This window comes from Halomonas halodenitrificans DSM 735 (assembly GCF_000620045.1).
Taxonomy (GTDB): Bacteria; Pseudomonadota; Gammaproteobacteria; order Pseudomonadales; family Halomonadaceae; genus Halomonas; species Halomonas halodenitrificans.
The window spans coordinates 63,896-88,956 of record NZ_JHVH01000015.1 but is presented as its reverse complement, the minus strand read 5'-3'; the positions used below and the strand labels follow the sequence as shown (position 1 = coordinate 88,956).

Annotated in this window: 22 protein-coding genes; 15 read left to right on the top strand and 7 right to left on the bottom strand. The window is 64.1% G+C overall.

The window, feature by feature from the left end:
- The first annotated feature begins 106 nt into the window (after nt 1–106).
- The 3 genes from aat to infA all read left to right on the top strand — a co-directional run bounded on the left by aat (nt 107) and on the right by infA (nt 1,946).
- Nucleotides 107–850, top strand: coding sequence for a leucyl/phenylalanyl-tRNA--protein transferase (gene aat / locus Q358_RS16905; protein WP_051530260.1), 744 nt, complete (start codon nt 107–109; stop codon nt 848–850).
- 24 nt (nt 851–874) lie between these two features.
- Nucleotides 875–1,606, top strand: a complete 732-nt coding sequence (locus Q358_RS0108460; RefSeq protein WP_027961653.1) for an arginyltransferase — start codon at nt 875–877, stop codon at nt 1,604–1,606.
- Nucleotides 1,607–1,727: 121 nt separating this feature from the next.
- Nucleotides 1,728–1,946: a translation initiation factor IF-1 gene (infA, locus tag Q358_RS0108455; RefSeq protein ID WP_027961652.1), complete on the top strand. Its 219-nt coding sequence runs from the start codon at nt 1,728–1,730 to the stop codon at nt 1,944–1,946.
- A gap of 117 nt (nt 1,947–2,063) precedes the next feature.
- Here the strand turns inward: infA and clpA are convergent, their stop codons facing one another.
- The 3 genes from clpA to icd form a co-directional block, all read right to left on the bottom strand.
- Entirely contained in the window at nt 2,064–4,337 is a 2,274-nt protein-coding gene (gene clpA / locus Q358_RS0108450) for an ATP-dependent Clp protease ATP-binding subunit ClpA (RefSeq protein ID WP_027961651.1), read from the bottom strand.
- Nucleotides 4,338–4,481: 144 nt separating this feature from the next.
- Nucleotides 4,482–4,805: an ATP-dependent Clp protease adapter ClpS gene (gene clpS / locus Q358_RS0108445; protein ID WP_043487924.1), complete on the bottom strand. Its 324-nt coding sequence runs from the start codon at nt 4,803–4,805 to the stop codon at nt 4,482–4,484.
- A gap of 200 nt (nt 4,806–5,005) precedes the next feature.
- On the bottom strand, nt 5,006–6,262 hold the full coding sequence (gene icd, locus Q358_RS0108440) for an NADP-dependent isocitrate dehydrogenase (RefSeq protein ID WP_027961649.1): 1,257 nt from the start codon (nt 6,260–6,262) through the stop codon (nt 5,006–5,008).
- A gap of 181 nt (nt 6,263–6,443) precedes the next feature.
- On the opposite strand from icd, the gene Q358_RS0108435 reads away from it, so the two are divergent.
- From Q358_RS0108435 to Q358_RS0108390, 10 genes are all read left to right on the top strand, one after another.
- Entirely contained in the window at nt 6,444–8,681 is a 2,238-nt protein-coding gene (locus tag Q358_RS0108435; protein ID WP_027961648.1) for an NADP-dependent isocitrate dehydrogenase, read from the top strand.
- A gap of 169 nt (nt 8,682–8,850) precedes the next feature.
- Nucleotides 8,851–9,498 carry a pseudouridine synthase gene (locus tag Q358_RS16900; RefSeq protein WP_051530259.1) on the top strand — a complete coding sequence of 216 codons (648 nt, stop codon included), beginning with the start codon at nt 8,851–8,853 and terminating at the stop codon, nt 9,496–9,498.
- Entirely contained in the window at nt 9,495–9,944 is a 450-nt protein-coding gene (locus Q358_RS0108425) for an NUDIX domain-containing protein (protein ID WP_027961647.1), read from the top strand. Before Q358_RS16900 ends, Q358_RS0108425 begins: the two co-directional genes overlap by 4 nt.
- An 87-nt stretch (nt 9,945–10,031) precedes the next feature.
- Nucleotides 10,032–11,162, top strand: coding sequence for a tRNA 2-thiouridine(34) synthase MnmA (gene mnmA, locus Q358_RS0108420; RefSeq protein WP_027961646.1), 1,131 nt, complete (start codon nt 10,032–10,034; stop codon nt 11,160–11,162).
- The gene (gene hflD, locus Q358_RS0108415; protein ID WP_027961645.1) at nt 11,159–11,800 is read left to right on the top strand and encodes a high frequency lysogenization protein HflD; all 642 of its coding nucleotides are present in this window, start codon (nt 11,159–11,161) and stop codon (nt 11,798–11,800) included. Before mnmA ends, hflD begins: the two co-directional genes overlap by 4 nt.
- Before the next feature lie 61 nt (nt 11,801–11,861).
- The gene (gene purB, locus Q358_RS0108410; protein ID WP_027961644.1) at nt 11,862–13,226 is read left to right on the top strand and encodes an adenylosuccinate lyase; all 1,365 of its coding nucleotides are present in this window, start codon (nt 11,862–11,864) and stop codon (nt 13,224–13,226) included.
- On the top strand, nt 13,223–14,413 hold the full coding sequence (locus Q358_RS0108405) for a cupin domain-containing protein (RefSeq protein WP_027961643.1): 1,191 nt from the start codon (nt 13,223–13,225) through the stop codon (nt 14,411–14,413). The genes purB and Q358_RS0108405 overlap by 4 nt, the downstream gene beginning before the upstream one ends.
- 41 nt (nt 14,414–14,454) lie before the next feature.
- The gene (locus Q358_RS0108400; RefSeq protein ID WP_043487909.1) at nt 14,455–14,892 is read left to right on the top strand and encodes a GNAT family N-acetyltransferase; all 438 of its coding nucleotides are present in this window, start codon (nt 14,455–14,457) and stop codon (nt 14,890–14,892) included.
- 340 nt (nt 14,893–15,232) lie between these two features.
- Entirely contained in the window at nt 15,233–16,825 is a 1,593-nt protein-coding gene (locus Q358_RS0108395) for an isocitrate lyase (RefSeq protein WP_027961641.1), read from the top strand.
- 292 nt (nt 16,826–17,117) lie between these two features.
- Nucleotides 17,118–17,585: an outer membrane lipoprotein gene (locus Q358_RS0108390; RefSeq protein WP_027961640.1), complete on the top strand. Its 468-nt coding sequence runs from the start codon at nt 17,118–17,120 to the stop codon at nt 17,583–17,585.
- 121 nt (nt 17,586–17,706) lie between these two features.
- On the opposite strand, the gene Q358_RS0108385 is transcribed toward Q358_RS0108390, so the two are convergent.
- Nucleotides 17,707–17,988, bottom strand: a complete 282-nt coding sequence (locus Q358_RS0108385; RefSeq protein ID WP_027961639.1) for a hypothetical protein — start codon at nt 17,986–17,988, stop codon at nt 17,707–17,709.
- Nucleotides 17,989–18,209: 221 nt separating this feature from the next.
- On the opposite strand from Q358_RS0108385, the gene Q358_RS0108380 reads away from it, so the two are divergent.
- The gene (locus Q358_RS0108380; protein WP_027961638.1) at nt 18,210–18,692 is read left to right on the top strand and encodes an FKBP-type peptidyl-prolyl cis-trans isomerase; all 483 of its coding nucleotides are present in this window, start codon (nt 18,210–18,212) and stop codon (nt 18,690–18,692) included.
- A gap of 69 nt (nt 18,693–18,761) precedes the next feature.
- Here the strand turns inward: Q358_RS0108380 and Q358_RS0108375 are convergent, their stop codons facing one another.
- The 3 genes from Q358_RS0108375 to Q358_RS0108365 form a co-directional block, all read right to left on the bottom strand.
- The gene (locus Q358_RS0108375; RefSeq protein WP_027961637.1) at nt 18,762–19,955 is read right to left on the bottom strand and encodes an MFS transporter; all 1,194 of its coding nucleotides are present in this window, start codon (nt 19,953–19,955) and stop codon (nt 18,762–18,764) included.
- A 32-nt stretch (nt 19,956–19,987) separates the two neighbouring features.
- A complete protein-coding gene (locus Q358_RS0108370) occupies nt 19,988–20,617 on the bottom strand; it encodes a C40 family peptidase (protein ID WP_027961636.1) in 630 nt (209 codons plus the stop codon).
- A gap of 231 nt (nt 20,618–20,848) precedes the next feature.
- Complete coding sequence (locus tag Q358_RS0108365; RefSeq protein WP_027961635.1) at nt 20,849–23,314, bottom strand: DUF1266 domain-containing protein; 2,466 nt, start codon at nt 23,312–23,314, stop codon at nt 20,849–20,851.
- A 329-nt stretch (nt 23,315–23,643) separates the two neighbouring features.
- On the opposite strand from Q358_RS0108365, the gene gabT reads away from it, so the two are divergent.
- The gene (gene gabT / locus Q358_RS0108360) at nt 23,644–24,936 is read left to right on the top strand and encodes a 4-aminobutyrate--2-oxoglutarate transaminase (RefSeq protein WP_027961634.1); all 1,293 of its coding nucleotides are present in this window, start codon (nt 23,644–23,646) and stop codon (nt 24,934–24,936) included.
- Nucleotides 24,937–25,061 lie beyond the last annotated feature (125 nt).

The window sequence follows — 25,061 nt, the reverse complement described above, 5'->3', positions numbered from 1 at the left end:
TGACGCCAATCATACCGAGCGAAAGCGCCGCATCACAGTAGCCACGGCTTGAGTGGTATCGTTGCGGTCTTCACACTGCATATTCGAACGTTAGGATATCGACCCCATGCTGCCCTGGTTGCCGCCCTCCCCCGTCCAGTTCCCTCCCGTGAGCGAGGCCCTGTGTGACCCCGATGGCCTGTTGGCGGCGGGCGGCGCCCTGGCTCCCGAATGGCTGCTGGCGGCCTATCGACGCGGCATCTTTCCCTGGTTCAGCGACGGCCAGCCTATCCTGTGGTGGAGCCCGAACCCACGCATGGTGCTGTTTCCGAACGAGATCCGCATACGCCGCAGCCTGGCCAAGCGACTGCGCAACGGTGGCTTCACGGTAACCGCCAATCGTGCCTTTGACGCCGTGACTGCGGCCTGCGCGGCGCCTCGGGAAGCACAGCCAGGTACCTGGATCAATGACGACATGCGCCGCGCCTACGCCCGCCTGCACGCCATCGGGGCGGCTCATTCGGTGGAAGTGTGGCGTCACGATGCCCTGGTGGGCGGGCTCTACGGAGTCGCCCTTGGACCGGTATTCTTCGGTGAGTCGATGTTCTCGTGGGCGACCGACGCCTCCAAGGTCGCCCTGGTACGGCTGGCCGGCTCGATGGCAGCGGGAGGTGGACGGCTGATCGACTGCCAGATGCACACCCCGCATCTGGCCAGCCTGGGCGCGCGCGAGATCGCCCGGGCAGGGTTCATCGACTATCTTGAAGAGTGGCTGAGCCACCCCGACGACGCTGCCTCGCCAACAGGCCACTGGCCTCCCGCCTGCTGGTCCTTCGCGCCTCTCGCCGGGCCCAACAACGATTGTGTTTGACCCCCTGAGCCAGGGAGATCCACCGTGAGCAGCAACACCTCCTATCAGCCGGATCGAGACCTGCGATTCTTCCTTACCGTGCCCCACGCCTGCAGCTATCTGGAGGGGCGCGAGGCGACCACGCTATTTCTGGACCCTCAGGAGTCTCCCGGACAGGGCGTATACGACAGTCTGGCACTGCTCGGTTTCCGGCGCAGCGGACGCCACCTGTATCGCCCCCATTGCGAGGGCTGCAGTGCCTGCATCTCGGTGCGCATTCCGGTGGCGGAGTTCTCGCCCAACCGCACCCAGAGACGCCTCCTCCGGCGCAACGCCGACCTGACCCTGCAACTGCGGCCGGCTATCTACGATCCCGAGCACTACGCGCTCTATGCCCGCTATATCCGCACGCGGCATGCCGATGGCGACATGTATCCGCCGAGTCACGAGCAATACCGAACCTTCCTGACTCTCGACCAGCCCTACGCCAGGCTGCTGGAGTTCCGCCTGGCGGGGCGCCTGCTGGCGGTCACGGCCTTCGACCGGCTCGACCACGGACTCTCGGCGATCTACACCTTCTTCGACCCCGATCTGGAACGTCGCTCGCTGGGCACCTTTGCGGTCTTGAGCCTTATCGACCTGGCCCACCGTCGAGACCTCCCCCATGTCTATCTGGGTTACTGGATCCGCGAATGCCGCAAGATGGCCTACAAACAGTCCTTCCAGCCCCTGGAGCGCCTGGAGGGTCGGCGCTGGCAGCGGCTGATCCCCAGCTGAGGATCTACCACCCATTCTTTGCCTTGCCGGCCGGCATGCGGCACAATATCGCGCTATTCTTTTCTCATGGCCCCCTTTGAGGCCATGGGGCATGATCAACCAACAGCGAGGAATCGCCTATATGGCACGTGAAGACCATATCGAGATGGAAGGTGTCATCGTCGACACGCTTCCCAACACCACCTTTCGCGTCGAGCTCGAGAACGGACACGTGGTAACCGCACATATCTCCGGCAAGATGCGCAAGAACTATATCCGCATCCTCACCGGCGACAAGGTCAAGGTAGAGCTGACTCCCTACGACCTGACCAAGGGCCGTATCGTCTACCGCTCCCGCTGATCCCGGCGGTCGAGCCACTCGCCTCCTCCCTGCCGCCGCTGTAGCCGACATGACAACGCCCCGTCTCTCGACAGGGCGCTGCGTCGTGGGTGAATGGCGGGCTAACGCCCGCCTGTGTCAAGGGGCGTCGGCCATTTCCGACTCGGTCTCGAGGTGCAACTCCCCTCCCTCCACGGTGACGTGGACCAGCCCACCGTGCTCGGAGAGCTCACCGAACAGAATCATCTCTGCCAACGGTTTCTTTAGCTTCTCCTGAATCAGTCGGGCCATCGGGCGTGCGCCCATGTCCGGGTCATAGCCCCGCTCCGCCAGCCAGTCTCGCGCCGCTTCATCCACTTCGAGCTGGACTCGCTTCTCGTCGAGCTGGGCCTGGAGCTCCACCAGGAACTTGTCGACCACGCTGCGCACCACCGAGGTCGGCAACGCATGGAACTGGATAATGCCATCCAGGCGGTTGCGGAACTCCGGCGAGAACGTCTTGCGAATCACCTCCATGGCATCGGTGGAGTGGTCCTGGGTCTGGAAACCGATGGAACGCCGTGACGCCTGCTCGACCCCGGCATTGGAGGTCATGATCAGAATCACATGGCGGAAGTCGGCCTCACGACCATTGTTATCGGTCAGCCGGCCGTGGTCCATCACCTGCAGCAGCAGATTGAAGACCTCGGGATGCGCCTTCTCGACTTCATCGAGCAACAGCACACAGTGCGGCTGCTTGGTGATGGCCTCCGTCAACAAGCCGCCCTGATCGTAGCCGACATAGCCCGGAGGGGCACCGATCAGCCGTGACACCGTATGCCGCTCCATGTACTCCGACATGTCGAAGCGCACCAGCTCGATCCCCATGATATGGGAGAGCTGGCGAGCGACCTCGGTCTTGCCCACCCCGGTAGGGCCGGCGAACATGAAGCTCCCCACCGGCTTGTCGGGGGACTTGAGACCCGCCCGTGACAGCTTGATCGCCGCGGCGAGGCTATCGATCGCCTCATCCTGACCGAATACCAGCATCTTCAGATCACGGTCGATATTGGCCAGCAGCTTGCGATCGGAACTGGAGACACTCTTGGGTGGAATTCGCGCAATGGAGGCCACCACCGCCTCGACCTGGTCGGTGTCGATGGTGTCGATGCTCATTTCCGGCGGAAGCAGACGCTGGTGAGCCCCTGCCTCGTCGATGACGTCGATCGCCTTGTCGGGAAGGTAACGGTCATTGATATAGCGATCCGCCAGGCGCGCCGCACTCTCCAGGGCGCCGTCGGTATACTTGAGCTGATGATGTTCCTCGAAGCGCGAACGCAGCCCCTTGAGGATGCGGATGGTGTCTTCCACCGATGGTGCCGGAACATCCACCTTCTGGAAGCGACGGGCCAGGGCGCGGTCCTTCTCGAAGATGCCGCGATACTCCTGAAAGGTGGTAGAGCCGATACAGCGCAGCTCACCGGAGGAGAGCTTCGGCTTGAGCAGGTTGGAGGCATCCATCACCCCGCCCGAGGCGGCGCCGGCACCGATGACGGTGTGGATCTCGTCGATAAAGAGGATGGCATTGGGCTGCTTGCGCAATTCCGCCAGCAGCGCCTTCAAACGCTTCTCGAAATCACCGCGATACTTGGTGCCAGCCAGCAGCGCTCCCATGTCCAGGGAGTAGACCACGGCGTCACCGATGACCTCGGGCACGTCCTCCTCGACGATACGCTTGGCCAGCCCCTCGGCGATGGCGGTCTTGCCCACGCCGGCCTCACCCACCAGCAGGGGGTTGTTCTTGCGGCGCCGGGCGAGAATCTGCACTACCCGCTCCAGCTCGTGCTCGCGACCGATCAGTGGATCGATCTTGCCCATGCGGGCCTGTTCGTTGAGATTGGTGGCATAGCCGGTCAACGGGTTGGAAGCGGTCTCGCCACTTTCCTCGGCCTCATCCGATTCCGCCGAGGAAGACGAAGGCGCCTGGTCGTGGCCAGGGACCTTCGAGATGCCGTGGGCGATGTAGTTGACGGCATCGACGCGCGCCACATTCTGCTGTTTAAGGAAGTAGACAGCCTGACTCTCCTGCTCGGAGAAGATCGCCACCAGCACATTGGCCCCGGTGACCTCGTTCTTGCCGGATGACTGCACGTGAAATACCGCGCGCTGCAACACACGCTGGAAGCCCAGCGTCGGCTGTGTCTCGCGGTCGGCGTGATCCTCGGGGATCAGCGGCGTCGTGGAATTGATAAAGTCCTGCAGGTCGGACCGCAGCTTGTCGAGATTGGCCCCGCAGGCGCGTAGCACATCAGCCGCCGAGGCATTGTCGAGTAACGCCAGCAGCAGATGCTCAACGGTCATGAACTCGTGGCGCTTGGAGCGTGCCACGGTAAAGGCCGTGTTCAGGGTCAGTTCAAGTTCTTTGCTCAGCATGGCAGTCCCCTTCATTGCCGCCTAGGGCATTGCATCGGATCCTCGTCGATCCGGTATCATCAACATCGAGCACAAACGCCACCGTTGCAAGCCCACTCACCAACGGCAGCGAATCTTACGCCCATCGCCACCACTTCCGGGGGATCAGTCCGCCGCTTCGATATCCGACAGCAGCGGATGCTGACACTCTCTAGCGTATTGATTGACTTGATGACTTTTAGTTTCGGCGATATCACGGGTAAAGATGCCACAGGTCGCCTTGCCCCGGGTATGCACCGTCATCATCACCTGTACCGCGGCCTCACTATCCAGATGGAAAAACGTCTGCAACACCTCTACCACAAACTCCATGGGGGTAAAGTCATCGTTGTGCAACACCACCTTGTACATCGGTGGCGTTGCCAGTTGCGGGTCGGCGGTCTGCACCGCCAGATCATCATCCTCGACGGTGCCCGGCGGGCGTGTCATACCACCGTACACCGCTACTGCGGCGAACATCTGCGCTGACATAGGGAGCATCATTCGTCTCGACTGAGCCGGCCTGGACGTCCTGCCACTTGGACGCCCGAGATCCGGCGGGGTTCATCGAACTTCTTCGAACAGCCTGGCACAACGCAAAGGCCCCCGCCCGCCAGGCGGCGAACGGGGGCCAGCCATGCAGGATCGCCTTACATGTTATCGGCGACGGCCTGGCCGAACTCGGAGCATTTAAGAAGCGTGGCATTGTCCATCTGACGATGGAAATCGTAGGTGACCTCACCCTTGGAGATCGCCCTTTCCATGCCCTGAAGCACCAGGTCGGCGGCCTCGACCCACCCCATGTGCCGCAGCATCATTTCGGCGGAAAGGATCAGCGAGCCCGGATTGACCTTGTCCAGGCCGGCATACTTCGGGGCGGTGCCGTGGGTGGCCTCGAACATGGCGGTGGTGTCGGAAATGTTGGCGCCCGGCGCAATACCGATGCCACCCACCTCGGCGGCCAGGGCATCGGAGATATAGTCGCCGTTGAGATTCAGGGTCGCAATCACGTCATATTCCGCCGGACGCAGGAGGATCTGCTGAAGCATGGCGTCGGCGATCACGTCCTTGATAACGATTTCCTTGCCGGTCCTGGGGTTCTTCATGATCATCCAGGGCCCCCCGTCGAGGAGCTCGGCCCCGAATTCCTCCTTGGCCAGCTCATACCCCCAGTCCTTGAAGGCGCCTTCCGTGAATTTCATGATATTGCCCTTATGCACCAGGGTCAGCGATTCGCGATCGTTGTCGATGGTGTACTGCAGGGCCTGGCGCACCAGACGCTTGGTGCCCTCCACGGAGACCGGCTTGACGCCGATACCGCACTCCTCCGGGAACCGGATGTTGGTGACACCCATCTCCTCGCGGAGGAACTCGATTACCCTGTCGGCCTCCGGCGAACCGGCCTTCCACTCCACACCGGCATAGATATCCTCGGAATTCTCGCGAAAGATGACCATGTCGACGTCGCCGGGCGCCTTCACCGGGCTCGGCACCCCCTCGAACCAGCGTACCGGGCGCTGGCAGACATAGAGGTCGAGCTTCTGACGCAACGCCACGTTCAGCGAGCGAATACCACCACCCACCGGGGTGGTCAGCGGCCCCTTGATGGAGACGACGTAGTCCTTGACGGCTTCCAGCGTCTCTTCCGGTAGCCAGGTGTCGGCATCATAGACCTGGGTCGCCTTCTCGCCGGCATAGACTTCCATCCAGTGAATCCGGCGCTCGCCGCCGTAGGCCTTCTGCACGGCGGCGTCGATGGCGATCTTCATCGCCGGAGTGACGTCGGCACCGATGCCGTCACCCTCGATGAACGGAATGATCGGTTCGTTCGGGACATTGAGGCTATTGTCGGCATTGACGGCGATCTTCTGACCACCATTAGGCAAAACGATTTTTTGAAACCCCATTGAGAACTCCCCTTTCTGGTCGGTTCAGTGGACTGGCGAGTATAGCATTCGCCCCCCGCGACGGAGTAGGCTTGCCGGGACATTTGTCGACAATCGGGATATAATGACCGCCTCACTGGAGGGCGCCCTGTATGGCTCCCCCGTTTCCCGCCACCGCAGTGACCAGAGAGATCTACGCCCCATGTCCCAAACGCCCAAGATTATCTATACGTTCACCGATGAAGCGCCTGCGCTGGCGACCCACTCACTGCTGCCGATCATCGACGCCTACACCGATGCCGCCGGCATCGAAGTGGAAACCCGCGATATCTCCCTGGCGGCCCGTATCCTCTCCCAGTTCCCCGACTACCTGGCCGAAGGCCAGCAGGTGGAAGACCACCTGGCCGAACTGGGCGCCCTGGCCAAGACGCCAGAGGCCAACATCATCAAGCTGCCCAATATCAGCGCGTCCATGCCGCAGCTGAGAGCCGCCATCAAGGAGCTCCAGGGACAGGGCTACCCCCTGCCGGACTACCCGAACGACCCCGCCAGCGAGGAAGACAAGGATATCCAGGCGCGCTACGCCAAGGTCATGGGTAGCGCCGTCAACCCGGTGCTGCGCGAAGGCAACTCGGACCGCCGTGCGCCCAAGGCCGTCAAGCAATACGCCCGCAAGTATCCCCACCACATGGGGGAATGGAGCCAGGCCTCGCGCAGCCACGTCTCCCACATGCACAGTGGCGACTTCTACGACGGCGAAAAGTCGATGACCCTGGACCGTCCCCGCGACGTGAAAATGGAGCTGGTCACCCAGAACGGTGAGACCCTGGTGCTCAAGCCGCGCGTCTCGCTGCTCGAGGGCGAGGTCATCGACAGCATGTTCATGAGCAAGAAAGCGCTGCTGGACTTCTACGAACAGGAAATCGAGGACGCACGCAAGACCGGCGTCATGTTCTCGCTGCACGTCAAGGCGACGATGATGAAGGTCTCGCACCCCATCGTCTTCGGCCACTGCGTCAGGATCTTCTACCGGGAAGCCTTCGAGAAGCACGGTGCGCTGTTCGACGAGCTGGGCGTCGACGTCAACAACGGCATGGCGAACCTCTACGACCGGATCGACACCCTGCCCGAAAGCCAGCGTGACGAGATCATCCGCGACCTTCACGCCTGTCACGACCAGCGCCCGGAGCTGGCAATGGTGGATTCGGCGCGCGGCATCACCAACTTCCACTCGCCCAGTGACGTGATCGTGGACGCCTCCATGCCCGCCATGATCCGCGCCGGCGGCAAGATGTATGGCGCCGACGGCCGCCTCAAGGACGTCAAAGCGGTCATGCCGGAGTCCACCTTCGCCCGCATCTACCAGGAGATGATCAACTTCTGCAAATGGCATGGCGCCTTTGATCCCGCCACCATGGGCACCGTGCCCAACGTCGGCCTGATGGCGCAGAAGGCGGAGGAATACGGCTCCCACGACAAGACCTTCGAGGCCCCGGCGGCGGGCGTCGCCAACATTACCGACCTGGAAACCGGCGAGATTCTGCTCTCGCAGAACGTGGAAGAAGGCGACATCTGGCGGATGTGTCAGGTCAAGGACGCGCCGATCCGTGACTGGGTCAAGCTCGCCGTGGAGCGCTGCCGCGACTCCGGAATGCCGGCGGTCTTCTGGCTCGACCCCTACCGCCCCCACGAGAATGAGCTGATCAAGAAGGTCAAGGCCTATCTCGCGGAGCATGACACCGACGGCCTGGACATCCAGATCATGTCCCAGGTCCGCGCCATGCGTTACACCCTAGAGCGCCTCATTCGCGGCCTCGACACCATCTCGGTGACCGGGAACATCCTGCGCGACTACCTGACCGACCTGTTCCCGATCCTCGAACTCGGCACCAGCGCCAAGATGCTCTCCATCGTGCCGCTGATGGCCGGTGGCGGCATGTTCGAGACCGGTGCAGGCGGCTCCGCACCGAAGCACGTACAGCAGCTCCTCGAAGAGAACCACCTGCGCTGGGACAGCCTGGGCGAGTTCCTCGCCCTGTGCGCCTCCCTGGAGCACCTCGCCAAGCAGTTCGGCAACGAGCGGGCGACCCTGCTGGCCGATGCGCTGGACAAGGCCACCGGTGAATTCCTCGAGAGCAACAAGTCGCCCTCGCGCAAGGTAGGCGAGCTGGACAACCGCGGCAGCCACTTCTATCTGGCCCTCTACTGGGCCGAAGCCCTGGCCGCCCAGGACCAGGATGCCGGCCTCAAGGAGCTCTTCGGTCGCCTGGCGGAGACCCTCAAGTCCAACGAAGCGACGATCCTCGAGGAGCTCAACGGCGTACAGGGTCAGCCGGCCGACATCAAGGGCTACTTCCACGCCGATGCCGATGTGGCTCGCTCCGTCATGCGCCCCAGCAAGACGCTGAACGATGCACTGGCAATGGTCACCAAGGGCTGATCGTCCGCCCCACCGCGACTCGCCGCCTAATCCTGAACCACACGGAGCGGGCGGCCCTTCGGCTCCCTTTCGCCCTCGGCGAAGGGGAGCCTTCGCGTTATGATGCCGATCATTGACGCCCACCATTGGCGGCGACAGCCGCTCGGCACTTAACGGCAAAGGCGTTGCCATGAATCTCTATCTGCTCCATAAGCCTTACCGAATGCTTTCCCAGTTCACCGACCGGAAAGGCCCATCGGACGAGCGTCGCGCGACCCTGGCCGACGTGATCAAGGTGCCGGGCATCTACCCCGCCGGCCGCCTCGACCACGATTCGGAAGGACTGCTCCTGCTTAGTGACGATGGGGAACTGATCCACCGCATCAGCCATCCACGCCACAAGCAGCCCAAGACCTATCGAGTGCAGGTGGAAGGCAGGCCCGATGACATCGCCCTCCAGGCTCTGCGCCAGGGCATCCGCCTCAAGGATGGCATGACCCAACCGGCCAGGGTTCGCCGCCTGTCAGACAGCGAGCTTCTGGAGCGCGACCCGCCCCTGGACCCGAAGCGCCACCCCGTCACGACCTGGCTGGAGTTGACCATCTCGGAAGGGCGCAACCGACAGGTACGCCGCATGACGGCCCATGTGGGCCATCCGACTCTGCGCCTGGTGCGGGTGGCCATCGGCTCCTGGCGGCTCGACGGCCTGGCCCCGGGAGAGTGGCGTCGTGAGACACTGCATGCCCCGGTCGCGGCGCCCGGTCGCCGCGACCATGGACGAACGCGAGGCGGCCCAGCCGGGGCGCGCCCCACCCACAAGCGAGGAAGCCGACGATGAGCCGCTGGCACCCCTATGTCACCGTCGCCTGCGTGGTGGAACGCGCCGGCGCCTTTTTGATGGTGGAAGAAGACCGCGGCGGCCCGCGGACACTCTTCAACCAGCCCGCCGGACATCTGGAGCCCGGCGAGCGCATCCGCGATGGCGCACTGCGCGAGGTCGAGGAGGAGACGGCCTGGCGGGTCGGCATCAGCGACTACCTGGGAATGTATGTTCATGAGCCCCAGGATGGGCTCACCTTCCACAGTCATGCCTTCCTCGGCATGGCCCTGGCCTATATGGGACACGCGCCGGACCCCGACATTCACGCCGTGCACTGGCTGACCCTGGAACAGATCGAGGCACTGGATCGCGAGGGACGGCTGAGAAGCCCTCTGGTACTGCGCCGCATCCGCGACGCCCTGGCCAGACGCTTCTATCCGATGGACGTGATTCACGAGCGCTGACCCGCACGGTGCGCCGTTTTTCGAGCTTCCCGCTCGATTCAGGTATAATCTCGCCCCATTTATGTCACACCGATTTCGAGGGCGTCCATGACCGCCACCCCAGGCAAGGTGATCGTCGGCATGTCCGGCGGCGTCGATTCCTCCGTCTCCGCCCTGCTGCTGCTCGAGCAGGGCTATCGGGTCGAAGGCCTGTTCATGAAGAACTGGGACGAGGACGACGGCACCGAATACTGCACCGCCAAGGATGATCTGGCGGATGCCGAGGCCGTATGCGAGAAACTCGGCATTCGCCTGCACACCGCCAACTTCGCCGCCGAATACTGGGACAATGTCTTCGAGCACTTCCTGGCCGAGTACCAGGCCGGACGCACGCCGAATCCGGATATCCTCTGCAACCGCGAGATCAAGTTCAAGGTGTTCCTGGAGTACGCCGAGATGCTCGGCGCGGAGAAGATCGCCACCGGCCACTATGTTCGCGAAGGGCAGGTGCGCGGTCGCCTCGATGGCGACGACCGCCCTCGCCTGCTCAAGGGGCTCGATGCCAACAAGGATCAAAGCTACTTCCTGCATGCCGTCCCGGAAGCCGCCATCGCCAGGACCCTCTTCCCGGTGGGCGAACTGGAGAAGCCCGAGGTGCGCGCCATCGCCGAGCGCCATGATCTGATCACCGCGCGCAAGAAGGACTCGACCGGCATCTGCTTCATCGGCGAGCGTCGCTTCCGCGACTTCCTCCAGCAATATCTGCCGGCACAGCCGGGGGGGATCGAGACCCCCGAGGGTGAGGTGATCGGCAAGCACATGGGGCTGATGTACTACACCCTGGGACAGCGCCAGGGACTGGGCATCGGCGGGCTTCCCGACCACCCCGATGCCCCCTGGTATGTCGCGGGCAAGGACCTCGAGCGCAACGTGCTGGTGGCCGTTCAGGGCAAGCATCATCCGCTTCTCTACACCGACACCCTGGCCACCGAGCCCATGGAGTGGGTGGCGGGCCAAGCACCCGCCATCGAGGGCCGCCTCACCGCCAAGACCCGTTACCGCCAGGCCGATGTGCCCTGCACTTTCCGGACCCGGGAGGATGGCGGCGTGGAGGTGGTATTCGATGACCCACAGCGCGCGGTGACGCCGGGGCAGTCGCTGGTGCTCTACGACGGCGAGATCTGTCTGGGCGGCGGGGTCATCCGTGAGGCCTGGAACGCCGTGGAGGTGGCCCCATGAGTGCGTCCACCCCGATCCATCGCATACCGGATGATCCGACGACCCGCCAGGCCCTGGCCCTGGGCGGCGTCTTCCAGGCGGCCAGCCTGGTCGACGAACTGGCCCGCACCGGCCAGGTCGACCCCCGCGCCTGGGATACCCTGATCCGCGCCACCCTGGACACCAATCCCGAGAGCTTCGAGGCGATCTACGGTGGCCACCCCAACAACCTGCGGCGCGGCCTCGAGGCGCTCGAAGGCGTCGTCGGCCGCAAGACGGTGAACCCGGTGGTGCTGCGCTACGGCTTCACGCTACTGCTGCTGATGAACAAGCTGCGCCAGAATGACACGATGATGGATGCCCTGGGCGAGAAGTTGACCCGCATTCAAGGCCAGGCCGAACACTTCGGGGACACCCATGAGAACGTCATTGCCAGTCTCGGCGAGGCCTACCAGGAGACGCTCTCCACCTTCAAGACGCGCATCGTTGTCCAGGGCGACCCCTCCCTGCTGCAGACTCGCATGATGCCGGAGCGGGTACGTGCCTGCCTGCTGGCCGGCATCCGCTTCGCCCTGCTTTGGCACCAGCAGGGAGGCCGACGCTGGAAGCTTATCGTACAGCGCGGCGCCCTGAAGAAGTCCCTGGACCGGCTCGCCTGAGCCGTTCTCCCCCTACGCCGCTCAATGCCTTCACGAATCGGAACACACGCCCATGCAAGCCCTGCCCCTCTCTGCCCTGACCGCCCTTTCTCCCGTCGATGGCCGCTACGGCGCCAAGGCCGAACGCCTGCGCGAGCATTTCAGCGAGTTCGGCCTGATTCGCGCCCGGGTCATCGTCGAGGTCCGCTGGCTGCAACGCCTGGCCGAGCAGCCCGGCATCACCGAAGTGCCGCCGCTCTCGGCCCAGGCCACGGCCTTCCTCGAAGGGCTGATCCGCGACTTCTCGGTAGCGGACGCCGAGCGCATCAAGACCATCGAGCGCACCACCAATCATGACGTCAAGGCGGTCGAGTACTTCCTCAAGGAGCGCATCGCCGAGTCCCCCGAGCTGCACGCCGTCAGCGAGTTCGTGCACTTCGCGTGCACCAGCGAGGACATCAACAACCTCTCCCACGGCGTGATGCTCAGCGACGGCCTCAAGGCCCTGCTGCCGACCATGCATGAGGTGGCCGACCAGATCGCCCGCCTGGCCCAGGAGCATGCCGACCTGCCGATGCTCTCGCGCACCCACGGCCAGACGGCGAGCCCCACCACCCTGGGCAAGGAGATGGCCAACGTCGCCTATCGCCTGCGCCGCCAGCTGAAGCTGATCGAGGGCGTCGAAGTACTGGGCAAGATCAACGGCGCGGTGGGCAACTACAATGCTCACCTGACCACCTACCCGGAAGTGGACTGGCAGGCCAATGCGCGCACCTTCGTCGAGGGCCTGGGACTGACCTTCAACCCCTTCACGACCCAGATCGAGCCCCACGACTACATCGCCGAGCTGTTCGATGCGGTATGCCGCTTCAACACCATCCTCGTCGACTTCGACCGCGACGTATGGGGCTATATCTCCCTGGGCTACTTCAAGCAGAAGACCGTCGAGGGCGAGATAGGCTCCTCGACCATGCCCCACAAGGTCAACCCCATCGACTTCGAGAACTCCGAAGGCAATCTGGGGCTGGCCAACGCGATTCTCGGCCACCTGGCCCAGAAGCTGCCGGTGTCACGCTGGCAGCGTGACCTCACCGACTCCACCGTGCTGAGAAACCTCGGCGTTGGCCTGGCCTATGGCCTGGTCGCCTATGAGGCCGCCCTCAAGGGCATCGGCAAGCTCGAGGCCAATCCGGCACGCATCGCCGAGGACCTCGACGCCAGCTGGGAAGTACTGGCCGAGCCGATCCAGACGGTAATGCGCCGCTATGGCATCGAGAAGCCCTACGAGAAGCTCAAGGAGCTGACGCGGGGCAAGCGCATCGACCAGGCCGGCTTCGCCTCTTTTATCGACACCCTGGCGCTACCCGAGGCCGTCAAGGTCGAACTCAAGGCGCTGACCCCGGCCACCTATATCGGTAACGCCGCCGAGCAGGCGAGGAGCCTATGAGCATCGACGCCCCACTCGCCATGCTGGGCGGCCTCTCCGCCGCCGAGTTCCTGCGCGATTACTGGCAACAGAAGCCGGTACTGATCCGCGGCGCCTTCCCCGATTTTCAGTGCCCCCTGTCGCCTGACGAGCTGGCCGGACTGGCCTGTGAAGAGGGCATCGAAGCACGCCTGGTCGAGGAACATGGCCGCGATGAGCAGGGCCAGGCCCATCCCTGGCGGGTCAGTCATGGCCCCTTCGGTGATGCGACCTTCGCCGCCCTGCCCGACCGTGACTGGTCCCTGCTGGTCCAGGCCGTGGACCACTATGTTCCCGAGGTGGCCGAGCTGTTCGAGCACTTCACCTTCCTGCCTCGCTGGCGACTCGACGACATCATGATCAGCTATGCACCGCCCGGCGGCAGCGTGGGCCCCCATGTCGACCAGTACGACGTCTTCCTGCTCCAGGGCATGGGCCGTCGCCGCTGGCAGCTGGGCGGCCGAGTCGATGACGACGCCCCCATCATCCCCGGCATCGACCTGCGCATCCTCGAACACTTCGGGGTGGAGCCGGGTGACGACTGGGTGCTGGAACCCGGAGACATGCTGTATCTGCCACCGGGCTGGGCCCACCATGGAGTCAGCCAGTCCGACGACTGCCTGACCCTGTCGGTGGGCTTCCGCGCCCCCTCGGCCGATGAGTCCCTGGCCTCCTTCGCCGACTTCCTGGGCGACAAGCTGCCCGACTCGCTGCGCTATTCCGACGCCGGCATGGTCCCTCCCGCCGATACCGGTGAGCTGGATGACGCCGCCATCCAGCGCATGCGCCACCTGCTCCTGGATACCCTGGACGACCCGACTCGCCTCGCCCAATGGTTCGGGCGGGTCATGACCCAGCCCAAGTATGTCGATCAGCTGGTGCCCAACGAGGCGCCTACCGACCCGGCCGACCTTGTTGCGGCACTACAGCAAGGCGAGGAACTGCTGCGCACCCCCGGGTCGCGCCTGGCCTGGCATGATCTCGGCGAGGGTCGCGCCACCCTGTTTGCCGACGGCGACGGCGCCGAATGCGGGCTGGCACTGGCCCGGCATGTCGCCTCGGCGTCCGTGTTGGACGCGGAAGTGCTGGCCTATGCCGGTGCCGATGTCCTGCTCGCCGCCCTGCTCGATGCCGGCAGCCTGGCCTGGGCCAACGAGTTTGAAGACTAGCCGAGGGCGTGGCCCCAGGGAGCGATCGCAAGGAGTCCATCGTGACACAGGAAACACTAACGATTCGCGAAGGCGACTGGGGGCAACTGGGACCCGAGGCCACCGACATACGCCGCAGCGTCTTTATCGAGGAACAGGGCGTCTCACAGCAGGAAGAATGGGACGGTCGTGACGGCGAATGCCGTCATTTCCTGGCCCTGAAGGACGGCCTGCCCGTGGGCACGGCCCGCCTGCTGCCCGATGCCCATATCGGCCGGGTGGCGGTACTCGCCGAGGCTCGAGGCCTGGGCGCCGGGGTCGCCCTGATGCGCGCCGCCATCGATTCCGCTCGACGCCAGGGCCTGCCCGCGGTGGAACTGGCGGCCCAGACTCATGCCCTCGATTTCTACGCCCGCCTGGGCTTCGAGGCCTATGGGCCGGCGTTCCTCGATGCCGGCATACCGCACCGCAACATGCGCCTCTCCCTGGGCGGCCCCTGAGTCGCCCTTCCCTCTTTCAAACGAAAATTCACTACACGAGGCCCCATTATTGGGGTCTCGTGTAGTCGGGCTACAACCCTGTCTTACCCTAAGGGGCGATTGTCGTGCCCTGCAGTGATGGGTGATAGTGAGGGCCAAGACGAGTCGTCGAGTGAACATTTCAGTCGCTTTCAACGCTGGCACCATACACTCGTTTCAAACTCGCTATCCTTCGACTAAGGCAGGAGAGACAGGCCGCCTTCGATCGATGATTCTGACATCAGTTCGCAGATGCAGCATTAGCTGTTAAAGATGAACAACCCAACACCCAGAGCGATCACCCCTGAGAGAGGATGGCCCCATGTCATACCAGGAAGATATCAAGGCACTGTCCCAGCTTCGTGAAGCCATGCAGGGCAAGTGGGCAGACATCAGCCCCGAGAACGCCGCTCGCATGCGTGCCCAGAACCGCTTCAAGACCGGCCTGGACATCGCCGAGTACACCGCCAAGATCATGCGCGACGACATGGCGGCCTACGACGCCGACAGTGCCCGGTACACCCAGTCGCTGGGTTGCTGGCACGGCTTCATCGGCCAGCAGAAGATGATCTCCATCAAGAAGCACTTCGGCACCACCAAGAGCCGCTACCTTTACCTCTCCGGCTGGATGGTGGCCGCCCTGCGCTCCGAGTTCGGCCCGCTGCCCGACCAATCCATGCACGAGAAGACCTCCGTGTCGGGCCTGATCGAGGAGCTCTACACCTTCCTGCGCCAGGCCGATGCCTGGGAGCTCAACCATCTGTTCCGTGCCCTGGAAGAAGCCAGACAGGCCGGTGACAGTGCCCGGGTGAGCGAGCTCGAGGCGTCGATCGACAATCACGAGACCCACGTGGTGCCCATCATCGCCGATATCGACGCCGGCTTCGGCAATGCCGAGGCCACCTATCTGCTGGCCAAGCAGATGATCGAGGCGGGTGCCTGCTGCATCCAGATCGAGAACCAGGTCTCCGACGAGAAGCAGTGCGGCCACCAGGACGGCAAGGTCACCGTGCCCCACGAGGACTTCCTGGCCAAGATCAACGCGGTGCGCTATGCCTTCCTGGAGCTCGGCGTCGACGACGGCGTCATCGTTGCCCGCACCGACTCCCTGGGCGCCGGCCTGACCCAGAAGCTCGCCGTGACCAACGAGCCGGGCGATCTGGGCGACCAGTACAACAACTTCCTCGACGGCGACGTCATCGAGAAGGCCGAGGACATCAACAACGGCGACGTGGTCATCAAGCAGCAGGGGCAGCTGGTCAAGGTCAAGCGTCTGGCCTCGGGCCTCTACCAGTTCAAGCCGGGTACCGGCGAAGACCGCGTGGTGCTGGACTGCATCACCAGCCTGCAGAACGGCGCGGACCTGATCTGGATCGAGACCGAGAAGCCGCATGTCGGCCAGATTGCCGGCATGGTGAACCGCATTCGCGAAGCGGTGCCCGATGCCAAGCTCGTCTACAACAACAGCCCCTCCTTCAACTGGACGCTGAACTTCCGTCAGCAGGTATTCGATGCCTGGCAGGAAGAGGGCAAGGATGTCTCCAGCTACGATCGCGCCCAGCTGATGCGCCCGGAGTACGATGACACCGAACTCGCTCAGCTGGCCGACGAGTGGACACGCAACTTCCAGCGCGATGCCTCACGCGATGCCGGCATCTTCCACCACCTGATCACCCTGCCGACCTATCACACCGCGGCGCTGTCCACCGACAGCCTGGCCAAGGGTTACTTCGGTGACGAGGGCATGCTGGCCTACGTGGAGGGCGTGCAGCGCCGCGAGATCCGTGAAGGCATCGCCACCGTCAAGCACCAGGACATGGCCGGCTCCAACATCGGTGACGACCACAAGGAGTTCTTCCACGGCGACGCGGCCCTCAAGGCCGGTGGCGGGGACAACACCATGAATCAGTTCTAGGCGAGACGACACGCTGAAAGACCGCAGGACACGGGGAGGCTATGCCTCCCCGTTTTTTTGCCTTGGGCATCCTGTCGGCTACACTTCGAGCACCTTGTTGTTGGCTAAAGTAGGGATTCACTTTGCTTGGCGAGCCAACACGCTAGAATGAACGGCGATCAATGGCCCGGTGCTAGCCAAGCATGCCGGTACCGGGTAAACTCGAATTAGCGAACACCGTTCGCCAAATTAGCTGGGAGTCAGTGATGACACGGCTCTCGTTGAACGCCCCAGGAGGTCAAGCATGATTCCCATGAAACGTCTTCTCCCCGTGCTCGCCATCGGCGCCCTGACGCTTGCCGGCTGCGCCAATACCGCCTCCATGGGCGGCAATGTCTACAGCAGCAACCAGGCCGGCGCCGAGCAGACGGTTCGCCTAGGTACCATCCAGGCCCTGCGCCAGGTACAGGTACAGGCCGAGAGTCGCGCCGGCGGCATCATCGGCTCGGGTGGCGGTGCCGTGATCGGTGGCCTGCTGGGCAACCAGGTGGGTGGCGGCTCCGGTCGCACTCTGGCCACCGCCGCCGGTGCCATCGCCGGCACCGTGGCGGGCAGCAAGATCGAAGAGTCGGCCAACCGGGTCAACGCCTGGGAGATGGAAATCCGCCGCGACGACGGCATGAATGTCGTGGTCGTGCAGAAGTCCGACCAGGCCTTCCAGGTCGGCCAGCGTGTGCGCCTGATCGGCAGCGGCCGCAATATCAGCGTCGCTCCCTACTGATGGCGCTGCACCCACCGCACTGACCGTCATATCAGTCAGTCACGAGAAAGGCCCGTGGATCACTCCACGGGCCTTTCTCGTCGTGTGGCCAGGGGCCTGGTCAGCTAGCCAGGTCGGCGACTCAGTGGAAGTCCACCTTGTTCATGGCCCAACCGCCCAGCTTGACGGCCACCAGCGCCAGAATACACAGCACGATGACGGTCATCAGAACGTCCACGGGACGCACCAGGGTGGTGGCGCCGAGCACGGCAAGGGCCAGGCTCCAGATCACGCTGTTGTCACCGCCGGTCTTCATCGGCTGGGGCAGCATGCCGTCGAGTGATGCGCTCAGCGAGGACCAGCGCTTGAGGGAGAGAACGAGGATCGCGGCGAAGGCGACCAACCAGATCACGACTTGTGTCATGGAAGACTCCGGGTATCAATAGAACATCATTGGAAGAATCGAGAGGTCGCTAGGTTAGCCTCGCCACCGGGGGGACGCAACCATTCAAGGGCCACCGCCGACGCGGGTGAACACGACTCAGGATGACGGCATGACGCCTGAAAATGCTCCATTGCCACTGACAGCATCTACCTCCCGCGTTACCATGTCCCGACATGCACTCACCGAAAGGTTCTTCAATAATGCAAATTGCGCAGAATTCCGTTGTCGCATTCCACTACACCCTGACCAACGACGGAGGTGAGGTGCTGGATAGCTCGGAAGGCCGCGAGCCGCTGACATACCTCCACGGTGCCGGCAACATCATTCCGGGCCTGGAGAAGGAGCTTGAGGGCCGCGCTGCCGGTGACAAGCTCAACGCTACAATAGCCCCCGCCGAGGGGTATGGTGAGAAGCAGGATCAACTGGTGCAGGAAGTGCCGCGTGATGCCTTCCAGGGCGTCGAAAGTATCGAGCCGGGCATGCAGTTCCAGGCCCAGACCGAAGGCGGTCCGCTGATGGTCACCGTGACTCAGGTCGGCGGCGATACCGTCACCGTCGATGGCAATCACCCGCTGGCCGGCCAGACTCTGAACTTCGACGTCGAGATCGCCTCGGTTCGCGAAGCCAGCGATGAGGAAGCCGAGCACGGTCACGTGCACGGCGAGGGCGGCCAGGAGCACTAAGAGCTCACTGGTGACCGCGCATCACAGGGGCAGCCAACCGGCTGCCCCTTTTGCATGGAAGGCGGCGTCCTAGCGCCCGGCGTTTCCATCCGGCCGCCATCGCCGGAGCCAGGCAGCGATCGACAGCGTGACGCCCAGTATCAGCCAGGAGCCCAGCGCCACCCCTCCCCAGCCACCCAGGCTCCAGAACGGCTCCAGCCAAAATACCCCGAGGCTGGCGCCACTGTAGTAGAACACCAGATAGAGTGCCGAGGCGCTCCCCCTCCCCTGGCGAGCATGGCGCCCCACCCAGCTGGAAGCCATGGAATGGGCTACAAAGAAGCCGAAGGCGTTGATGGTCAGGCCCAGCAGGATCAGCGGCAGGCTGTCGGCCAGAGTGACCAGGGTGCCAACCATGAAGATCACGATGCCCAGCATCATGCAGGCCGGCTGGGAAAGATGGCGTACCAGTCGACCGGAGAGTGAAGAGCCCAGGGTCCCCCCCAGGTAAGTCAGAAATACCAGTCCCAGCAGGGTGGATCCCAGGCTGAAGGGGGGTGCAGCCAGGCGGAAGGTAATGTAGCTGTACTGGTTGATGAAGATCAGAAAGTTGAGCCCGCCCAGCAGGTAGGCCGACAGCAGGAGAGGATTTAAAAGATGACCACGAAGATCCGCGAGGGCGGCGGACAGCTCGAAGCGACGCGGAGTGAAACCACGCGACGGCGGCAGAAGCTTCCAGAAGATCACGACCCCCACCAGGGTAATCAACCCCACTGTCAAGAAGCCGGCCGCGCTGCCTCCGAGCTCCCCCATGCCACCACCCACCAGGCGCCCGCTGATACCTCCCAATGTGTTGGCCCCGATATAGAGGCCCACGGCAGCCAGCATCGCATCTGGCTCGAACTCGTCGCCCATCCAGGCAATGGCCACGGCAGGCAGACCACCCAGTACAAAGCCCTGTAGCGCACGCACTAACAGCAGAGCCTCGAAGCTGGGCGCCAACGCCAGCGCCAGAGAAAGAAGACCCGCCGCCAGCAGACTGATACGCATGATGCCGTCACGACCGATAGCATCCGAGAGCGGACCGAATACCAGCAGCGAAACCGCCAGCGACAGCGTGGCCACTGACATCACCAGCCCTACCACCAGTGTCGAGACGCCATAGGCCTCGCGCAGGTCAGGCAGTAGCGGCTGAGGCGCATAAAGATTGATGAAAACCAGCAACGAGCCCAGACCCAGTGCTAGTGTGGCTCGCCACCAGGCAGCGCTACGCATATGAATCATGACGAGCCCTGTGTGCCGGAAACCAGAGGCGCTCAGGCGTCGACGTCGACCAGCAGACGCTGGGCCAGGTTGGTCGGCTCCAGGGCTCGCCGCGCCTGCCAGTAATAGCGACGCCAATAGCTGTTATCCAGCCTCGAGATCATCACGCCCCGGGACGAGGAGGCGTGCAGGAAGCGGCCGTCGCCAATGAAGATACCGACGTGACGATAGGCGCCGGGCGGCCGGAAGAACACCAGATCCCCCGGGGCCAGCTCATCGCGTGCGACGGGGCTCCCCTCTCGCACCTGCTCCCCTGTGGTCCTGGGCAGATTGAGCTGGAAAGTCTCCGCAAAGACATTCTGCACCAGCGCCGAACAATCGACACCATGCTGCGATGTGCCCCCCAGGCGATAGGGGGTTCCCACCCAGTCCTCATGCTGGGCCAACAGGGCCTGACGCACCAGGGCAGGCGGCGGGTTGCCGAGCCGGCGGGCCTCGAGAATCGGATTGTCCACCCGCGACATCATGGGATCCCAGCCGCCGGGTAGTCCCGGCATGTCGCGGGCAAAATAGGGCTCATCAACACCGTGAGAGGCATCATGGCGAGACCCCGAGGCGCAACCGGCCAGCATGGCCAACGACACGATCATCAACAGGGTACGGCTCGAACGGTTAACAATCATGCATCAAAAACCTTTTCCCTGAGCCGCCCCACCGACATCGGGGATCCGGGAACGGAGACCAACACCATGGCAGTGCCACCCATGCGTTTTCGGTAGCACTGCCATGACAGCCTGCCAGCGACTCGTTGTGATCAAGGGCTCCCGGCAGGTGGAGCCATTCATTCGATTGCCATTCATTCGATACTGCGACTATAAACCAGCCACTCGGGGATGGCGACCCTGGGCCGCGCCTCAGTGCAGCAGGCGGGCGTCCCCCGGCAGGGTGTCGACATGCATGGGCGCCCAGTGACGCGGTCGTGCACCGGGAAACTCCAGGCTGGCCCAGGGGCCGGCCAGGGGCGGTGCGGCACTCAACCAGGCGACCAGGGCCTGGCGCAGGCTTGCCAGAAAGCCCTCGCGCTCCGGGGTCTCACCCATGAAGAACGAGAAGCCCGTATAGAAACCACGGGCGTAGGCCTCCCAGCCGGAATAATGGCCCGCGGCCAGGCCATGGGCCCGTTCCAGCACTTTATTGAAGGCCTCCGCCTCCAGCCAGCCCAACTGGCGACCCGCAACGGCCAGATCCACCGCCTGAGCCAGGTCCCAGGCGATCAGGTCGGTGTCGTTGCAGCCATCCTCGTTATCACGAACCCGTTGGAGTCGCAGTAGATGGGTGCGCTCCTCGTCACTGCATTCGCCGCTCTCCAGGATCGCGATTTCCGAGGCGAGGCGCGCGGCGTTGAGCGTATAGGGGGCATAGTTGATCTGATATTCCTGGCGGTCACCGCTCTCCAGCAGGAAATCAACAAACTCGACGAGCTCCTCGGCGGAATGCAGGGCAAAGTGCCCATCGACCCACTCCCGAATGGCCATCGCCTCCCGCTCGCTCTCGCGGTGCGGCAGGCTCCAGGGCGGGCTGTTGAGAGGCCCCACCAACGACAGCGCGGTAAACTGTGAAAGCCTTGGACGGGGCCCCGGTTCGTGCCATTCGTCGACTCGCCAATCGAGCCAGTGGAAGAGGCTACCCGGGTCTTCCAGGTGCCAGCGGATTTCCGGGGCCAGCGCCGGCTGGTCCTCCTCCGGCAGTAGCGCGTCCCAGCATATCCAGGCCTCGAGCAGGCGTCGGGCATCCGGGTAGAAGCGGCACAGCGAGCCTCGCAGCGCCTCGGCCAGTGCCGCCAGCCCCTCGGCATCGAAGTCATGACTGTCGAAGGACATCTGCAGATAGAAGGCGTATTTCTCGGCCATATGGATGGTGGCCGCGTGACGGCTGGCCGTGCGCAAGTCATTGCGCTGGGCCAGCATGCCCGGGTCGGCCTTCCCGAAGGGCGTCTCGGCAGGCGGCAGTGCCCCGTGGGCCGCATCGGTGGCAAGCTGGTTCAAGTGATGCGCCTGGGCCGGCAGCCAGTAGCGTACCAGCGCCTCGACACCCTCCTCGGCGTACAGGTCGAGATGCTCGGCGAGATAGCGGCGCGCATCGGCTCGGCGCGCCGGTGGCACCGCCGCCGAGACTCCCTGGCGCGTGGCCAGTTCCGGCTCGCGCACCGACGCCAGCGCCAGCACCCAATGCCAGGGGTCGGCACGCCAGCCAAGCATCGCCTCCCGGGCAGGTACCAGCCAGGCTTCGTCCACCAACCCCTGTAGCGGCACCCGCCAGGGACTCAACGGCGAGTGCAACAGCAGTCGCCAGTCGGCGGCGAAGGTATCCAGCAGGTCGCGCCCCTCGAATAGACTGCGCCCACGCTGAAAGCCCCTGGCCAGGGCCGACCAGTCGCTGTAGCGATGCTGAATCAGATCGGCTGCGTGCAGGGCGAAGGCCTCGGCCTCTTCGGTCTGCAACCAGCCGAGACAGGCGCCCGCCCAAGCCAGATCCACCAGGCGCAACCAGTCCCAGGCCGCCCATTCCAACGGCTCCCCCTGCTCCAGCAGCGCCATCAGCGTTCGGCCATAGCGTTGCTCACCCGCTTCCAGGCCATCGCACCAGGCACGGCGGGCATCATGATCGAGCGACAGCAACCGGCTGGCATCGAGATCCCACCCCTGACGATCGCCCTGGGCCCCCAGCCACAGCAGGGCACGTATCAGGTCCTCTCGACCATGCACCTGCCAGTTCGCGGCGAGCCACTCGGCGACGCCCGCCCAGTCCTGATCGCCGGCGGGCAGCGCCAGTATCGGCGCAAAGCCGGCACGCAGCCGCCAGACGGCGGCGCTCTCGTTACCGGGCCAGAGAGCCTCGGGACGATCGTGCACCGCCAGCCACTCGCCCAGATGCTCCCAGGTAATGCCATCCCCCTCATGTTCGAGAACCGCCAGGGCCTCACAGGCTTCCGCGAAGTTATCATCGCCACGCACCCAGCCTTCGTCGCTGCGTGCGCGGCGCAGCGCCTCCAGCCAGGCATCCAGGTCGCGATGATGGGCCACGATCTCGCCGGTCAGCCAATGGGCCCAGGCGCGGGCCTGAGTCTCGGCCAGCCAACCCGCCGCGCCGGCCAGGGCGATCAGCTCCAACGCCGCCAGCAGCTTCGCCGGGTCGGCGTCGGCCCCGCCGGCATCCAGGGACTCAAGCAGCCGCCATCCAAGTTCACCACGGTCCGGCACTTCCAGGATCGACAGGCGCGCGCGGGCGTCTTCCGGGGCAATGCTGAATGGGTCGGGGTCGAAGACCCAATCACACAGCACCAGCTGCTGGGCCCACCAGGCGTTCAGGAGATCGATCAAGGCTCACCTCGATATCGCTTCGCAGGAGCCGCCCAGGGCGGCGAGGTATTCGGCGTGCAGACCGTTCGATGCGAGCATCGGTAGACGTCGCAATTTCAGGCGCCATAGTGTAACGGAAAATGCCGCCGACTGTCCCTCGGGATCAGACACGCCGAGATCATTCCAACCCGCCTGTCGGCATGGCAACCTGGCCATGGGATCACCTGAACCACGCCGAGGAGACCCGGCTGACCGACGGGGCTCACCAAGGCCCGAAAGCCTTCCTTGAACTAGAATAATCGAGTACCGGCGGCCGAAAGCGGATCGCCAACCCACCACCAGGAGGCCACATGACCAACGCAGAACTCAACGACCTCAAGAAGCGTTTTGTCGCCGATGGCGCCGCCAGTCCGGCGACCCAGTTTGCCGATCGCGCCGAAAATGCCCTGATCTGGGATGCCGATGGCAACCGCATCATCGACTTCGCCGGTGGTATCGGCGTACTCAACATCGGCCACCGCCATCCGAAGGTGGTCGAGGCAGTCAAGGCACAGCTCGATCGCGTGATGCACACCTGCCAGACCGTGATGCCCTACGAGGGCTATGTGAAGGTGGCCGAGCAGCTCAGCCGGATCACTCCGGTACGCGGCCACGCCAAGGTGATGCTGGCCAACTCCGGCGCCGAGGCACTGGAGAACGCGGTCAAGGTCGCCCGCGCCGCCACCGGCAAGAACAACGTGATCTGCTTCGACGGCGGCTACCATGGCCGCACCTTCATGACCATGGCCATGAACGGCAAGGTTGCCCCCTACGCCACCGACTTCGGCAGCATGCCGGGTAACGTCTTTCGCGCCCCCTACCCCGTTGACTATCACGGGGTCAGCGAGGAAGAGGCCCTGCGCGGGCTGAAGATGACGCTCAAGACCGACGCCAACCCGCGCGATACCGCGGCCATCGTGCTCGAACCGGTGCTCGGCGAGGGCGGCTTCTATCCGGCGCCGGCCGGCTTCCTCAAGGCGATCCGTGACCTCTGTGACGAGCACGGCATGCTGATGATCATCGACGAGGTACAGTCCGGCTTCGGCCGCACCGGCAAGATGTTCGCCATCGAGCACAGTGGCGTCGAGCCCGACTTGATCACCATGGCCAAGAGCATGGCAGACGGCATGCCGATCTCCGCCGTGGTGGGCACCGACGCTCATATGGATGCCTCCGGCGCCAACTCTCTGGGCGGCACCTATACCGGCAGCCCGGTCTCCTGCGCTGCCGTGCTGGCGGTTCTGGACGTCTTCAAGGAAGACAAGATTCTCGAGAAGAGTCAGGCCCTGGGGGAAAGGCTCGGCAAGCGATTCGAAAAGTGGCAACAACAGTTCGACTGCATCGACAACGGCCGCCACATGGGCGCCATGGCCGCGATCGATATCGTTTCCGACAAGGCCCACCACACCCCGGACGCCGACCTCGCGGCGGCGCTGTGCAAGCGTGCCCGCGAGAAGGGGCTGATCCTGCTCTCCTGTGGCCTCTACGGCAACACCCTGCGTTTTCTGATGCCGGTCACCATCGAGGACGAGATCCTGGAAGAGGGCCTGGCAATTATTGAAGCGTCCCTCGAGGAACTGGTGGGTCGGCCCGCCATCGCTTGATCCCGGCGCCCCACCCTGAGGCACCGCCCGGCGCCATGTCGGGTGGTGCTTTGCCGGGCACGGCAGATCCGCTCTCGCCACTCGAGGCGGGAGCGTCGCTTCTCCCCTGCGCCAACGCCCTTGCC